The 15,901-nt window shown below is 43.2% G+C and carries 13 protein-coding genes and 1 pseudogene; 7 read left to right on the forward strand and 7 right to left on the reverse strand.

Annotated features, from left to right (window positions below):
- Positions 1–57 precede the first annotated feature (57 nt).
- Both ACOBWA_RS11615 and ACOBWA_RS11620 read left to right on the forward strand, forming a co-directional pair.
- Complete coding sequence (locus ACOBWA_RS11615) at positions 58–1,143, forward strand: iron chelate uptake ABC transporter family permease subunit (protein ID WP_101211979.1); 1,086 nt, start codon at positions 58–60, stop codon at positions 1,141–1,143.
- A gap of 77 nt (positions 1,144–1,220) precedes the next feature.
- Positions 1,221–1,991 (forward strand): ABC transporter ATP-binding protein, encoded by a 771-nt coding sequence (locus ACOBWA_RS11620; protein ID WP_414559251.1) that lies wholly within the window; start codon positions 1,221–1,223, stop codon positions 1,989–1,991.
- Positions 1,992–2,423: 432 nt separating this feature from the next.
- On the opposite strand, the gene ACOBWA_RS11625 is transcribed toward ACOBWA_RS11620, so the two are convergent.
- The 5 genes from ACOBWA_RS11625 to ACOBWA_RS11645 all read right to left on the reverse strand — a co-directional run bounded on the left by ACOBWA_RS11625 (position 2,424) and on the right by ACOBWA_RS11645 (position 9,213).
- Positions 2,424–2,576 (reverse strand): PepSY domain-containing protein, encoded by a 153-nt coding sequence (locus ACOBWA_RS11625; RefSeq protein WP_261863866.1) that lies wholly within the window; start codon positions 2,574–2,576, stop codon positions 2,424–2,426.
- A 62-nt stretch (positions 2,577–2,638) separates the two neighbouring features.
- The gene (locus ACOBWA_RS11630) at positions 2,639–3,121 is read right to left on the reverse strand and encodes a PepSY domain-containing protein (RefSeq protein WP_420229439.1); all 483 of its coding nucleotides are present in this window, start codon (positions 3,119–3,121) and stop codon (positions 2,639–2,641) included.
- Positions 3,109–3,696 (reverse strand): PepSY-associated TM helix domain-containing protein, encoded by a 588-nt coding sequence (locus ACOBWA_RS11635; RefSeq protein ID WP_420229440.1) that lies wholly within the window; start codon positions 3,694–3,696, stop codon positions 3,109–3,111. Before ACOBWA_RS11635 ends, ACOBWA_RS11630 begins: the two co-directional genes overlap by 13 nt.
- 220 nt (positions 3,697–3,916) lie before the next feature.
- Complete coding sequence (locus ACOBWA_RS11640) at positions 3,917–6,244, reverse strand: FepA family TonB-dependent siderophore receptor (protein ID WP_420229441.1); 2,328 nt, start codon at positions 6,242–6,244, stop codon at positions 3,917–3,919.
- 887 nt (positions 6,245–7,131) lie between these two features.
- The gene (locus ACOBWA_RS11645; protein WP_420229442.1) at positions 7,132–9,213 is read right to left on the reverse strand and encodes a TonB-dependent receptor domain-containing protein; all 2,082 of its coding nucleotides are present in this window, start codon (positions 9,211–9,213) and stop codon (positions 7,132–7,134) included.
- Between the two features lie 501 nt (positions 9,214–9,714).
- Here ACOBWA_RS11645 and ACOBWA_RS11650 point away from each other — a divergent pair.
- From ACOBWA_RS11650 to ACOBWA_RS11670, 5 genes are all read left to right on the forward strand, one after another.
- Positions 9,715–9,990, forward strand: a complete 276-nt coding sequence (locus ACOBWA_RS11650; protein WP_420229443.1) for a Trp family transcriptional regulator — start codon at positions 9,715–9,717, stop codon at positions 9,988–9,990.
- 114 nt (positions 9,991–10,104) lie between these two features.
- The gene (locus ACOBWA_RS11655; RefSeq protein ID WP_420229444.1) at positions 10,105–11,523 is read left to right on the forward strand and encodes an anthranilate synthase component I family protein; all 1,419 of its coding nucleotides are present in this window, start codon (positions 10,105–10,107) and stop codon (positions 11,521–11,523) included.
- 72 nt (positions 11,524–11,595) lie between these two features.
- Positions 11,596–12,243, forward strand: a complete 648-nt coding sequence (locus tag ACOBWA_RS11660; RefSeq protein ID WP_179797784.1) for an anthranilate synthase component II — start codon at positions 11,596–11,598, stop codon at positions 12,241–12,243.
- 18 nt (positions 12,244–12,261) lie between these two features.
- Positions 12,262–12,996 carry a lysozyme inhibitor LprI family protein gene (locus ACOBWA_RS11665; RefSeq protein ID WP_185156593.1) on the forward strand — a complete coding sequence of 245 codons (735 nt, stop codon included), beginning with the start codon at positions 12,262–12,264 and terminating at the stop codon, positions 12,994–12,996.
- A gap of 298 nt (positions 12,997–13,294) precedes the next feature.
- Positions 13,295–14,248, forward strand: coding sequence for a DMT family transporter (locus ACOBWA_RS11670; protein ID WP_420229445.1), 954 nt, complete (start codon positions 13,295–13,297; stop codon positions 14,246–14,248).
- A 114-nt stretch (positions 14,249–14,362) separates the two neighbouring features.
- On the opposite strand, the pseudogene ACOBWA_RS11675 reads toward ACOBWA_RS11670, so the two are convergent.
- Positions 14,363–15,105, reverse strand: a pseudogene (locus tag ACOBWA_RS11675) (amino acid ABC transporter ATP-binding protein).
- 59 nt (positions 15,106–15,164) lie between these two features.
- Positions 15,165–15,848 carry an amino acid ABC transporter permease gene (locus ACOBWA_RS11680; protein WP_179797881.1) on the reverse strand — a complete coding sequence of 228 codons (684 nt, stop codon included), beginning with the start codon at positions 15,846–15,848 and terminating at the stop codon, positions 15,165–15,167.
- Positions 15,849–15,901: the final 53 nt, after the last annotated feature.

The raw sequence follows: 15,901 nt of genomic DNA on the forward strand, positions 1-15,901 counted from the left end.
CTTACCGTCGTTCATTTTTTGCCTTATTAGATAAGCTTGGCACCATAGGATTTTTGTATGTTCTCATCAACTAAGCTTACTTCCACCAAGACTGATGCTACCAGAACCAGCACAGCGGTAAATAATTCATCTTCAGCAGATGGTCAGTATTCAGCCGCTGCACAAGGTCATTTGGCAAAGCTTTGGGCATGGATAGCTGCCCATCCAAAATCCATAGCAGCTATTATTCTACTTATCTCGATGACCTTGTTTATGACACTCAATGTCAATGGCTATTGGGACTTTGCACTACCATTACGCGGCAAAAAACTGTTGGCACTAATGGTGGTTGGCTATGCGATTGGCGTGTCGACGCTACTGTTTCAGACGTTGACTCACAATCCAATTCTAACGCCCTCCCTACTTGGGTTTGACTCACTCTATGTTCTGTTGCAGAGCTTACTGGTTTTCTTTTTAGGTGCGATTAGCTTTACCAGTCTCGATCCTATTGCCAAGTTCACGTTAGAGATTGTCCTGATGTTTGGGGCATCTTTATTATTGTTTAAGTTATTATTTTCTAAAAGCAGTCAGGATCTGACACGGCTAATATTGGTGGGCGTTATCTTTGGCGTGTTGTTTCGCAGCTTATCAGCACTCATTGCACGACTGATAAACCCTGATGATTTTGTGGTCGTACAGTCTGCCAGCTACGCGCAGTTCAATACGGTCAACCCTCAGCTACTAGGTATCAGCTTATTTATCTGTGCCATCACTGCGATATTTGTGTGGCGCTGGCGTTATCAGTGCGATGTATTGATGCTCGGACAAGCACAGGCCGTCAACCTTGGTATCAACTATCAACGTCTGGCATTTGGTCTATTAACTGTCATCGCTGTATTGGTTGCCACGGCCACTGCACTGGTCGGTCCAGTGACTTTCTTTGGTTTATTGGTTTGCGCATTGACCAATCGTATCGCGCGACATATGTATCACACTGAGCGGCTGATATTGGTCAGCTTGGTTGCTATGATTTGCTTAGTGCTGGGTCAGACTATCTTTGAGCAAGTGTTAGATATGGCAGGCGTATTGTCAGTGGTGATAGAGCTAGCAGGCGGATTGATGTTCTTAGCATTGATATTTATGTCTCAACGTCGTTCGTTATAACTACTTAGCCGACATTGTTTATTTAGCTGATGCTGTTGATAGAGAAAACCCTAAGACTTTTTTAAATAAGACTGACTATGATTAAACTAAATAATATCTCTCACCATATTGGCAAACAACAAATCTTGCATGACATTACGTTGTCCCTACCAACGGCGCAGGTAATTGCTTTGATTGGGCCTAACGGTGCTGGAAAGTCTACGTTGTTTTCTGTCATGGCCCGTTTGCAGCCGCTACAATCTGGGCAGGTGAGCTTCGCTGTAGATAATGAAGAGCGTGATATTGTCAGCTGTCAGGCACGGACACTGGCAAAGACTGTCGCGATGCTTGGGCAAGACAATCATGTACAAGGACGCCTGCGCGTACATGAGCTACTGATGTTTGGTCGTTATCCCTATCATCAAGGACAACCAACTGCTGACGATCAGCAAAAAGTACAGGAAATCCTTGAACGCTTTGAGCTTGAGCCATTAGCCGAGCGCTTCTTGTCAACATTGTCTGGTGGGCAACGGCAACGCGTGCTGATCGCTATGATTGTCTGCCAAGATACACCCTATCTATTGCTCGATGAGCCACTGAACAACCTAGATATGTATCATGCTGGTCGGCTGATGCGTGAGCTGCGTCAGCTTAGCCACAATCAGCAAAAAACCGTGGTAATCGTCCTGCATGATATCAACCAAGCGGCACAGTTTGCAGATACAGTAGTTACGATGAAAGCAGGAGAAGTGACGGCTGTTGGTCGCCCTGCTGATGTTATTACTAAAGAGACGATGAAAGATTTATACAACGTCGATGTCACTGTCCTAAATCATCAGGGTCGTCCAGTGATTGTTGATGCAGTTTAAGTACAGCATTTTGCAGACGAAAAAAGGAATTTTTGATGCATAAGATCCTATTGAGCCATCGATGGATAAACTATAAAAATCTATCTATATTAATTTTAGTAATTAGCTTTTGCTTATTCATTTTTAATGCTTTAAATAAAGAGATATCAAATACCTTTTTTGGTTAGGAATCACTTTATATGCTTTAAGATTGGTGGTTATTCCTATGGATTTTACTCAAAACATCTCTTCAGTAGACTACATAAAGAACTACGATGAAAATAATACATGGCATAAATGGGTGATGCTAGGTGAGAGATTTTCTTCCTTTATTTTTACTGTCTTGATAGCATACACAATATTTTTGCAATTCAAGTGATAACTAGGGCATGCCTTTAATGCAGTACATAGCTATTTACCGAATTAAAAGCCTACCTTAGAAATCTGGCAATATTACCTACCCTTTTGCAACGCCTTCAATCGACTTTGACGCCCTTTCCACCATAGATAAACACCAGTAATAGACAACACTGTCACAGCCAAACCTATCAATGCTAAAAATATTTGATACAGCAAATGGCCAATACCTTGACTGATATGCCCCATATGTAAGGTCGATAGCCATTGATCGGCTTTGCTGCCAAATGATGAACTTTGATAGCCAAAATTTACACGCTCGATGCTACCAGTCCTTGCATTGACGGTAATAGACGAAGCGCCGCCTTTTTACCGATATCTCTATCTGTTTTAAAACGCAGCTGCCATTGACCCTCGTCCTCAATCCAACGTATGCCTAAAAACTCTCGTACTAGCATACCCTTGCTTTGGGCAGCAGTGTTTGCCTGCTCACTTAAATAAGCAATGCTATTGGCTTTATTGACCACATCAACAGACTCGACATCGACAACCTCATTGTTTACAACCTTAACCCTAGTCGCTGTTTCTGCACCAGACGCCTGCTCTGCTTTTTCTGATGGTTTTCTTGAGTTCTCCTGTCTCTCACCCCTTCCTTCAAGCCCTACGACAGCGTGCATCACAGGTTGATAGACCTCTCTTAGGTTAAAACCAACACTAGACCACGCGATGACAAATAAGATCCCCCAAAGCCATAATCCAAAAGCATGGTGTAGATCATAATTCAATTTGAACATATTACTTTTAGTACGGATTTTCCACGCTGGTAACCAACGTTTAAAAAAGGAGGCACGTTTTTTAGGCGAGGTTTTATTCTGTGCTTTTTCTTGATCGCTCTAGGAAACGTTAAGTAAAAGCCAATAAAGCAATTAATCGTCCACACGAGCGCGACAATCCCTAGTAGCAATTTTCCAATGTCACCCAGTAATAAATCGCGATGTAACCAAAACACTTTCCACATGGTGTTGTGCCATGCCCACTCATCTCTATCACGAGTACCAATGATATCGCCAGTATAAGGATGGACATAAACTTGTTGAAACGGTGCTTTTGGTTGGTTTTGGGCGGCTTTTCCTCGTGCTCTATCTACCGAAAATACGGCTGATCTCTCTGCTGCTATCGAAGTTGGCATGCTAGAAAAGTTATATTGAGGGTACGCACTGATGACCTTATCATGAAGCTCAGCAATAGGCAGATGTGATGCGTTCTGCTTCTCAACCTGAGCCAGTTTATGGTTGAAGATATCATCTAGCTCGTCATGAAATGCCAATAATGTACCAGTAATACCAGTGATAATTAAAAAAACTGCCATGGCGAGCCCCGTATAACGGTGAATCCAAAGACAGCTATAGCGAAAATTAAATGACATAAATAAATCTGCTGTTATATTGTGATAGTAAGTTATTGAATTATTAAAAATATTTACGGGGACATGGGCTTATTTTGAAAATGAAAACCTGCCCTAACAACACAAAAGGTCTAAGCAAATAGCTCAGACCTTTTTCTACCTTAACAAACTCTGCGTCTACCTCCTAAAAATCAACGCTAACGTCGAACACATAAGTACGGCCAGGCTCATTAAAAGTACGTGCACCAGCATTCGTAGCGGTACCCTCACGATAAACACCCGTATCAAATAAGTTTTTGACACCAGCACCAACCGTAATCGCGTTTGTCAAATCATAGCGAGTGCTCACGTTAGCAATGGCATACGGCTCGCGATCAAGCAACGGGTCATCACTATCATCTCCCGTCGTCGCTGAAATCGTTGGGGCTTCAATCGTGCCATAGTAGCTCACATCAAAACCAGCATTCCACTGAGGCGTGATATCCCAATCGACACCCGTGTTTACAGTAAACTTAGGAATGAGCGATAATGGCTCGCCATTGTCTTTACGCTCAGAGCGGATGTTACCAGTGATATTAGAAGACCATCTTACATTGTCAGTGACTGGTACTTGTACAAAGCCTTCTAAACCTTCAACAATTGCTTCACCTTGATTGTCCCATTGAAAGATAGAACGATCTGTCGCCGTATCTACCGCCACACGATCCGTACCAGCGCCAATGCGGTTATCATAGGCATTGTGGTAATAAGTCAAGCCAGCATTCAATCCAGTACCATCATCATAAGTAAAGGTCAACTCTTTGTTCCAAGAAGTTTCATTTTCTAGATCAGAATTACCCAAAACATGACACCCTCCACCTCTTTTTTCATCTTTCACGTATTGTGGACAGCCATTACCTCTGGTGTAATAAATATAATTTGGGTCAAGCTGGTATAGCGATGGCGCTTTAAATGCACGACTGACACCCGCCTTCACTGACCAATCAGGACTAAAGTGCCAAGTAGTATTGATACTAGGCGACCAATTACTACCAGCCTCGCTATGATAGTCGAAGCGTAGACCTGGAGTCACATACCAGTCAGGTGTGATCTCGTAGTTATCTTCTAGATATACACCAATAAGATAAGCATCTGAAGTTGGATCACGCTGTTCAGGATCGGTCTCTACATCACCAAAATCAAAACCATCTGCAAATGCCAAATCAGATACCACGGGGTTATCTAGCTTTTCGCCGCGAAACTCTGCACCAGCAGTCAAGGTATGACGATCAAAGTAAATATCCCATTCTGATTTGGCATTTAGCGTATCGTAAGTCGCCTCTGTCCACTCAAAATCTTCGCCATCGTCAGGTATGACAATCTGTCCTTCGCCACCACCCGCACTACCTTCACCCAAACGCTCATTAACTGTCCGAGTATACTCAATGAAACTGTTACTACTAGCGTCATCATACTCACCGCGATGTGTGATCGCCGCGCCATAGCGTTGCATTTTGCTCGTTGTTTCACCTTCTAACTCATCTAACAAATTTTGGTTCACGGTTTGGAACAATGAATCACCCGCCCAGCGGTTTTCTTGACGGCTATAATTCACTTCAAAACCGACCGTATTCATCGCATCCATCGCGTATTCAAACAATTGGCGCACATCGATATTTTCGACACCTTCAGTACCTGCCGCTACCGAGGCAGCCGGACCACTGCGCCCGTCAACAATCTGTGCATCTTTGGCATTGATATAAGGATCATCGCCTTCACTATCGTGATAACCAAGAGTGGTACGCGAGGACAGTTTATCCGTCAATGCACCTGCCATATTGATATTGGTACGCCAGCTACTGCCTTCTAGATCGCTCTCTGGTGCCTCATAGTGACCACTGATAGAAAACTCTGGCTCAGTCGGGCTCTTAGTAATGATATTTACCACGCCGCCCATACTACCAGAGCCATAACGAGCTGCTGCAGGACCGCGCAATACTTCGATGCTTTCGATAGCGCCTGGTGGTACCCACTGCGAGTCACCACGCGTGTCTTGCTCACTGCCACGACTAGGTCGTGAGGAATTACGAGAAGTGACAGGACGACCGTCGATTAAGATAAGTGTATTGTTTGGCCCCATACCGCGCAAATCAATTTGACGCTGGTTACCACGCTGACCTGACGTTGAAGAACCCGACAAATTCACACCTGGCATCTTACGTACAATCTCTGAAATATCATTAGAAACTGATGCTTTTTCGATGGCTTCTTCACTAATAATAGACAGCCCAGCCGCTTGTTCTAGCTCGTCCCTTGCTGCCCGCACCACAATTGTATCCAATGTAGCTGTAGGCACAGCTTCTTGGTCGGTCGCCCCTTGCACAGCTACCTCATCACCCTCGGCAGCAAAAGCGGTACTACTAAGAATAGAAGTCACAGCGATACTTAGTAAAAGCTTACCAGTCACGACGCGTTGAAGTTTTTTTGGAGAAGTGATGACTGAGAAATCAGAGCAACCTGATTGGTTTGACATAAGTAATATTCCTTGAAGCGCACAATTTCATTAATACCTGTTTATCTCATCGTCAGTGAATGGTTTCAGCCACTTTTTATGCAATGCTTCGGATGCATTCTCGGTGCAAGTACACATAAATAAACGTCTAAAATTGACATACGATTGTCGGATAGACGTGTCCGTAAATATATGTGTTATAAAAACATGACTAAAATATCGCCAAGCGGCTTAGCTATTGAGAGTAAACGAATAAGGGTATGTACTAAGTAGGGTTAAAAGTTTGATGACGCTATAACTGTCATTAGCCAACGAATTAAATATTTAGCGTAAAAAAGTCTCTATAAATAGAATAGAGCAAAGGGTCATTAACTGTTCTGTAATGAACGAAACACACTTTAGCAAGATACATATAAGAATGCAAACATTAATGATAATAATTATCATTAATGTTTGCATTCTTATATGTGGTTTAGTTAACGGTTTAATTGATGCTTAATATCTTTATAGAAAGGCCTGCTAGTTTCATTTGTATAAGCACTACCCTGTCAAACCTTGTCGATATTTCCAATATGATAGTTCGGCCAGTTAGAAACATTATGCGTCAGCTTCAGAATTTCGACGTTTGATTACTCTATGCCCGTATTCATTCACAATCATTTCCTGATAATTTGAGATATATAAATGAGCTTCGATGATAGCTCGCTGTTGTTTAGAGTATTGGCGTAGTGCTCGCATACGATTTAACTCATATGCTATTTATACGGTAGCCTCACCTTCTACCAAACGAGCAACTTAACATCTACTCTTAGATAAATCGCACTCTCAAAAATCTCGTAAAAAAGCCAGCTCCCGTATAAGACAGCTGACTTTATAAGTACGATTAGACTTAAATTTGATAAGCTAGATTAGAACTGATAAGTTAAAGACGTTTTGATATTACGTCCCATGTCGAAATCAGTAGCAGCATCACTGGTTGAGCTTAATCGAGATGAGTGGTTAGCATAAGTTTCATCAAAGATATTGTATACACCTAAAGTCGCTTTAATACCTTCGATCTGAGTTGGCGTATAAGTCATAAAAATATCGTGAACATCGTAGCTTGGCTTAGTATCTTGATTATTATCTGTAATTGATGACACATAAGTACTGCGCCAACCTAGATCAACGATATCAGTTGGTGCATAATTTAAGTTTACCATGTAACGATCACCCGAGTCCGCACTACCGCCGCTGACTGATGGAATACTATCGCCTGTCTTATCACCTTCGCTACGAGCACGCGAATAACTTAGCCCCATACCAAAGTCACGAGTCGTATAATTGGCTGCTAGTTCGACCCCTTTGATTTCGTAGTCTTCGTCGCTGTTTATTGTACCTTGGCAATCTTGTAAGTTGCCCGATGAACCGCGTGCACCAGTGTCGCAGTTGAGACCATATCGACCCGCGCGATCACCTGTTCTGATGAATTGCTGGTAGTTTTCAATGTCAGTGACGAAGTACTTACCACTCAATTGCAGAGCATCATTAGCGATCGTTAAACCGCGCAATGTCGTCGCAATACCAACCTCAGCGTTAGAACCTTCTTCCGCTTTTAGATTTTTATTGGCATAAGTCTCTGCTCCGTCATCATTAAAAACAGTTTGGCTTAAGTCTGGACCGTTAAATAACTGAGTATAGCTCGCGAATATTTGGGTACGCGGGGCAATCTCATAACTGGCAGCCAGTGCACCGACGACGTTGTCATACGTTTTGCCACCAGAGACAAACTCTGGAGATTCGTAGCGATCATAGCGCACACCTGGCGTTAAGGACAGTTTACCCATTTGCCATTGGTCTTCTAAATATACAGAAGTATTGGTTGCCTCATCACTGCCTGCCGCAGCGCCGTCACGAATCATTTCTGATTCTTTCTTGTAATGCTCAACCCCAGCGATTAACTTATGAACCCCTGGTACACCATTGATGATACTGCTATCGATGATACTAGTGTTTTGTACTTTACCGCCTGTAGTCTTTACTTGAGCATCAAAGTCAAAATTACCCACATTGTCAGAATCACGTAATATTTGTGTCTCTGTTTGATAGATGGTGGTATCAACATCTATCAGCTGATTTACAGGATTATAAGTATGATCGAGTGTATAAGTATCTCTGCTTATGTTTTGCGGTATTCGCTCATCGGACAGGCTAGGAAAGTCTGGGCGGAATGGAAAAATACCATCTTTTTCAGTACGACTAAAGCTTGCGCCAATGCGATGAGCATCAGCAATATTAGCACCTGCTTTCAATAGAATATTTTCGCTTTCGCTATCTTCGAAAAGCTCACGACCTTTACCATCTTCACCCGAACTAGTATCACGCTTACCATAGTAAGCAAGTAGATCAATATTATCAGTTGGGGCAGCGAATACTGTAGCTGAAGTCAATAGTTCGTCATTATTACTACCATAACCCACATTAACTTTAGCACCGATTTTTTGGTTAGGTTTAAGCAAATCTGCCGCGTCGACTGTCTCAAAAGCAACCGCACCGCCAAGAGCATCATTACCTAGCGTCACCGAGTTATTACCAACAGCGACTTCTGCTTGTTTTAGCAGATCTGGATCAATAGTGACGTCACCCATATGGTAGAACAACGCGCCTTCTTGACGTGCGCCATCAATCGTTACTTTTAGATTGGTATCATCAAGACCACGTACACGAATACGTTGGTTGACTGATGAGGTACCGCCCACGCTTACCCCTGGTACAACGTCCAGAAAATCATTCAAGTGGCTGGCTTGTGCAGCTGGGGTGTAGTCATCTATATAGACAGAGTCTTCTTGTACAGCGTCATGCACTGAGCTATTCGCTGTTACAGTGATAGTCTGCAATGTCGTGTTTGGCATATCTGCTGCCGTTGCAGCGCTGGCAGCTTGCGTCCACAATACAGCGGCGACACCGATAGACAATACTGTCAATTGACTAGATAACTTTACTTCGCGCATAACACATTTACTCACTTTGTTTACTGTCAGAAATTAGAATGTTTAGAATTATTTTTAAAAGTTGTCGTCAAACAATCTTTAAAATAGTGCTTACCAGAAGATTAAATACCTTGAAAAACTTGACTCATCATACGAATAACATGACTAATGTTAATGATAATAATTTGCGTTTAAATAATGAGAGGCATAATAACGAAGTATTAACACTTTGGCAATAATTAATATAATAAATTCTCAGTTTTAGCTCTGAATATGCTGAGAGAGCACAAAAATGCTTCTGCACTAGCAGTAGATATAGCATTCAATATAATTCTGGCTATGTATTAAAGCTATATGTAGACAGGCATACAAACTCATCACGTCTATAGCAGGCTGCTATTAACTTAGCTCATCCCTTGTTTTTTTTGTACTACTGTACTAGAATACTGAAACAAGATAGTTCTCAGCGAAAAATCGCTCGATGAGCGACTTATCTATTTTCTTTGGCTAAGATTACCTATTATGACTATCGATCCTTATCAGAGCTTAGTGAAACATTTGACCAACTGTACTGATAGCGCAGATATCGAAAAGCTGCTCAGTGCACTGCTGACCGATAAAGAACAGCATGACATTGCCAATCGTATTCGGATTTTTGACTTGCTAGATCGTGGCATCACCCAGCGTGATATCTCTGAGCAGCTAGGTGTTGGTATCGCCACTGTCTCTCGCGGTGCCAAGGCCAAGCAAAGCCATGATGTCAGCGCGTTATTGGCCACTCATAGAGATCACTTTTAGCCTCTGACGACGATACTATCTAGCTTTTTACTGACGAAACTTATACTTATTAATCAACACTTATTAGTCGACACTTATTAATCAACACCTATTTGAACCATTTCGGACTTTGTTATGACCTCTAGCACTCGCATACAGACCAAGCCTGCTCCTATCGATATCCCGAGCAAACCACAACGTATCAAACTGACGCAAGATATCGATTTTTTTGCATTATTCAAACGTATCGAAAGCGCGTTTGATACCTGCTATTTGCTCGAATCATTAGGTGAAGACAGCCATATCTCGCGCCATCATGCGATCGGCTTTGACCCTGTGACGACTATCGCCGCATTAGACCGCAACACGCTTGCGATTACCGATAATAAAACCGCTGAGACAAGCCATTATCAAACTGACAACCCTTATCAGCTACTGCGTGACATAACGCCGCAGCATGTCATCGCTCGCGATCAAAGCGGTGGTCTGGTCGGGTATTTGGGTTATGACTGCGTGAACTTCTTTGAGCCTAGCCTCAATGCAAAAGCCAGCGAAGACTTTGAACCATTTAAGTTTGGCGTGTATTTAGATGGATTGACCTTAGATAAGATGACTGGAGAAATCTTCTACTTTTATTACCCAACCGCTCAGCAGAATAATCGCATCGAGCAAATCAAAGCCCTACTTGATGAGCCAACGCCCAGCTATGAAGCGCCTAAAGTTGAATTTTTAAGTGATGGTATGAGCCAAGAAGAGCATGCCAATGTCGTCATGCAAGTCAAAGAAGACATCATCGCTGGGCGTATTTTTCAGTGCGAGGTAGGCTTTAAATCTAAATATCGTATTGCCGGTGACAAAATGCCGATTTATGAAAAGCTACGTGCCGTCAATCCATCACCGCATATGTATTTTATGAAATTTGCTCAGCAGTGCATCATTGGCGCTTCTCCTGAGCTACTATTCCGCTTGCGTCAGGGTGAAATGGAAACCTATCCGCTAGCAGGGACTGCCAAGCGCGGTGCAGATGTGATCGAAGACCGTAAGCTTGCCCGCGCCTTACTCAACGATGACAAAGAAATTGCCGAGCACAATATGCTAGTCGACCTACATCGTAATGATATTGGCCGAGTGGCGCGATTTGGTACGGTAAAAGTACGTAGCTTGATGGATATCAAACGCTTCTCTCACGTGCAGCATATCTCTTCTGAAATCGTTGGTATCCTGCATCCTAACGAAGACATGTTTAGTGCCCTTGCCAGTAACTTCCCTGCTGGGACACTATCAGGCGCACCCAAGGTAGAAGCCATTAAGGTGATTAATGAGCTAGAGCCAGATGGTCGCGGTGCTTATGGCGGTGCATTAGGCTCGTTCAATTTTAATGGTGATTGTATCTTTGCCATTCCTATTCGCAGTCTGTTTATCAATGGCGAGTCTGCCTACGCCCAAACTTGCGGCGGTAACGTTTACGACTCAAACCCAGCCGATGAGTACTTAGAGATTCAGCGTAAACTGTCGGCGATGAAAGTCGTGTTGGACAGCTTTATGCAATCATAATTGCTACCAGAAGTACTGCATAAATTGACCATATTTTACCTAGCACTATTTTTACAAAAGAGTTTATGACCCATGAATGTTTTAATTATCGATAACTACGACTCGTTTACCTTCAATCTCTACCAATATGTGGGTGAGATTTTGCAAACCTTAGACAGTGATAAAGAGGCCAGCGTCATCGTTAAACGCAATAACGAAATCACCCTAGCAGATGTGCAAGCGATGAATCTTGATAGAATTATCATTTCACCTGGCCCTGGCTCCCCTGACGATCCCGCGTACTTTGGTATCTGTAGCGAGGTGATTGAAACACTAGGCAAAACTGTGCCGCTACTAGGCGTTTGCTTGGGTATGCAAGGCATTGCTCATGTATTTGGCGGTGATGTGGTACGCGCTAGTGTGCCGATGCATGGCAAAGTCTCATCGATTCGCCATGATAATTCAGGTATCTATCAAGGCTTACCACAAGAGCTTGAGATCATGCGCTATCACTCACTGGTGGTAAAAGCTGACACCATCCCAAGCTGTCTGACGATTACCTCAGTAGTCGCCAATGATAGCTGTGCTGAATTGAGCTTTGCTGAGTCAGCATTGACTGGTGATGAGATTATGGGACTGGCGCACAAAGAGTACCCAATCCAAGGCGTACAGTTTCATCCTGAGTCGTTTGCCACTGAAGGCGCTAAGCGATTGCTAGGTAACTTTTTGCTACAGGTATAAACCTATATGGCCGTCTCCATGTCTAGCTCAAGCCTAAATACATCCAGCTTACTCAGACGTACTACATTGCTCTCAAGCTTAATGCTAATGACCTCTGTCAGTTCGGCTGTAGCACCTGTACAGGCAAACTTTACCATGGGCATGGACATCCAAGGTCAACGTCTTAACCTTTATGAGAGATGTGCAGAAGGAAGCGTTACTTGCAACAATATGCTACTGGTCGCTCCCGATTTAGGACGACTATTGCAGACAACACCAGAATCTAGTAAGTCGCCCTACGCTGTCAAATACTACTCTGCGGAAACCAAGCATAGCTTATGTAAAGATGGCGTGACCCCGTGTCGATTTCAGGGTTATACCTTTGAGGGCGAAGATTTTGATGGGTTTATAGATACCTCGAACCATGAGATATCTATAAGAAGTAAATGGACAGTCGATACCTATAGTGCCACCTACAAAGAAAACGAGACTTATCTGCCATTAGCCTCACAAGCTGATTTGGTTGATCAGATATATAACACGTCTGATAAAGCATTGAATGAAAGCTACAGAGTAACGCGAAATGAAGTCAGACGCCTGTACGGTGAGGATATGGCGGCTAATCTTAAAAAAGAGCAGACTCAGTGGATAAAACAGCGCTCAAAAAACTGCGGGGCTGATACGGATCATTTACCAAGAACCCAATTGGAAAAAGTGTGCTTTATTCAGCGAAATGCTCTCCGAGAGCAAACATTCTTTTTATGGATTGATTAACAGAGACTGTAGAAAGAAAAAATGACGCGAACACGAATATGATATGAGTTAATAATTCGATATCACTTAGGTTATTTAGCAAACGCTAGCCATTTTTGAGCCATTGGAATAACTATTAATTGAATTTAGCACACGACCTAGTAGCCACTTATTATCTTTTAGTGATAGACTCAAAAGAACAAACAAAAGACAGCCTTTAATCAGGTTGTCTTTTCTTATTTTAGTATTGCTTGGAGAGATTGTATCAATAGCAATCTTACAACATCTTGTGTCACTTAGATCGTAAGAAGAAAACAGTATGGCAAACATCGACAACGGAATGACGAACCATTCGCACCAATCATGGCTAGGCACCATTCAAATCATCACGGCTGCTATCTGCTGGGGTACGTTGGGTATATTCTCGACTTACCTAAACCAAATTGGATTTAGTGGCTGGCAGGTAACGATATTACGTATCGTCACGGCGGCCTTTATCATTTTAGCCATGCTACCAACACTATGGCCACACCTTATCAAATTACAGCCAAAACAGTGGCTTGGACTGGCGATGCAGTCGTTGATAGGTGTCCTTGGCATGTCGGTCTGCTATTTTTTTGCGGTCAGTTATGTCGGTGCTGGCCCTGCCGTTGCCTTACTCTATACCGCGCCTGTATTTAGTTTATTATTTTCGAAGTTCTTACTGAGTGAGTCTATTACTCGGAAATCAGTTTTACTAGCATTGATGGCGGTGTTTGGCGTAGGCTTAACGATGCTAGGTGAGCAAGCAAAAGTTAACTGGGGGATTTTACTCGGTCTATCAGCAGGGATGTGCTATTCGTTATATGGTGTACTGGGCAAGCGCGCGATGCATTACGCTCACCCTGCCCCTCTGGTATTTTTCACTTCCATTATCATTAGTGCTGGCGTACTACTGCTCTTGCCTGAGACCTATAACACTTATGAGCAGCTATTAGATCTGCCCTTAATGACTTGGGGCTATGTTTTGGGATTGTCATTATTGGGAACCGTCGTGCCATTTGGGCTATATATGAAGGCATTGGAAAAGCTGCCTGCCACTCGTGCATCGGTATTTACGATTTTCGAGCCATTGACTGCGATTGCACTTGCAATGCTGTTACTGCATCAATCTTTGTCTTGGATTCAGTATTTGGGCGTGGCGCTTATTTTGCTGGCGGCTTTATTAAATGCTGTGTTAAATGGTACCGCCACTCGCGTACCTCGCTGGTTAAAACAACGAACAAAGGCATAGTGTTACTATCTGCTCATTTGAGATACGTCCCATTTATTTCGATAAAAAAATCCCCAACCATGACGTCATGATTGGGGATTTTTTGTTTCTTCGTTTACTTAAAAACAAGCGTTTTTACTGCTCAATACGTTGCAAAAATGCCTGCGTACGAGGATGCTTTGAGTCTTCAAACAGCTGCTTGGCACTGCCTTCTTCGACCACATAACCATCTTCAATCAGTACAACATGATCGGCAACGTCGCGGGCAAAGTTGATTTCGTGAGTCACTACGACCATCGTCCAACCTTCAGAGGCGAGCTGCTTCATCGTCTCAAGCACATCCTGTACCAACTCTGGATCCAGCGCCGACGTTGGCTCATCGAATAGTAACAATGACGGCTCAATAGCAAGCGCACGGGCAATACCAATACGCTGCTGCTGACCACCAGATAGCTGGAAAGGATAGAGATCCGCTTTGTCCGACAGTCCAACTTTCTCAAGTAGTACCAGTGCCTGCTCACGGGCTTGCGCTTTGCTCTGTCCTTGTACCACTGTAGGCCCAAGCATCAAGTTTTCAATGGCTGTCTTATGTGGAAACAAGTTATAAGACTGAAACACCATACCTGACTTACGCTGTAAAGCTAGTAGCGTTTTTTTGCTTGGCTTAGTCGCAAAGTCGACGCTCAAGCTATCGTCATCAAAAGCAATCACACCTTGATCAGGAATCTCTAGCGCATTTAAGCAACGCAAAAAGTGGTTTTACCCGATCCTGAAGGTCCTAATATTACGACCACTTTGCCTTTGTTAATGGTCAAGTCGATGCCTTTTAGCACCTGATTGCCACCAAAGGCTTTATGAATATTAGTGACTTTGATCATAAAAATTCCTGTTGTGCTAGGGCGTGTCTATTGAGCCATAATTTATTTTACTACGTAGCTTATTTTGCCACATAACGGTCTAGCCGAGTTTCAAGCTTGCCTTGGATAAAGGTCAAGAACAGACAAATACCCCAGTAGATAATCGCCGCTTCGGTATAGACCAACATAAACTCATAGTTACGAGCTGTGATAATCTGCGCTTGTTTAAATAGTTCAGTGACCAGTACCAATGAGGCAAGCGAGGTGTCTTTTACCAAACTGATAAAGGTATTAGACAACGGCGGCACCGACACTCGAAGCGCCTGCGGTAAAATCACATGACGAAACGTCTGTAGATACGTCAAGCCAACCGTCGAGCCTGCTTCCCACTGCCCTTTTGGTATCGACAAAATCGAAGCACGCACTGTCTCCGATGCATAAGCACCGATGTTCAGTGAGAACGCAATAATCGCTGAGGGAAAGGGATCGAGCTTCACCCCAACACTTGGCAGACCATAAAAAATAATAAACAGCTGAACCAGCATCGGTGTACCGCGAATGGCGGACACATAGACACGAGCGAGCCGATAGATGATTTCATGGAACCAAGTAGCACGCGGAATGATACGAATCAATGCCACTGTCAGTGCAATGGCCATACCAATCGCAAATGAGATCAACGCCAGCGGTATCGAGTAATAGATACCGCCTTTGAGCATTGGCCAAAACGACGAAATAACAATCTGCGCTCGATCAGGACTCATAAATGGCAATACTGCCAATAAGTCTGCGAACCATGATGTAGACATTACAGAAG

Origin of the sequence: Psychrobacter sp. ER1 (assembly GCF_048631835.1) — a bacterium.
In the GTDB taxonomy this organism is placed as follows: Bacteria; Pseudomonadota; Gammaproteobacteria; order Pseudomonadales; family Moraxellaceae; genus Psychrobacter.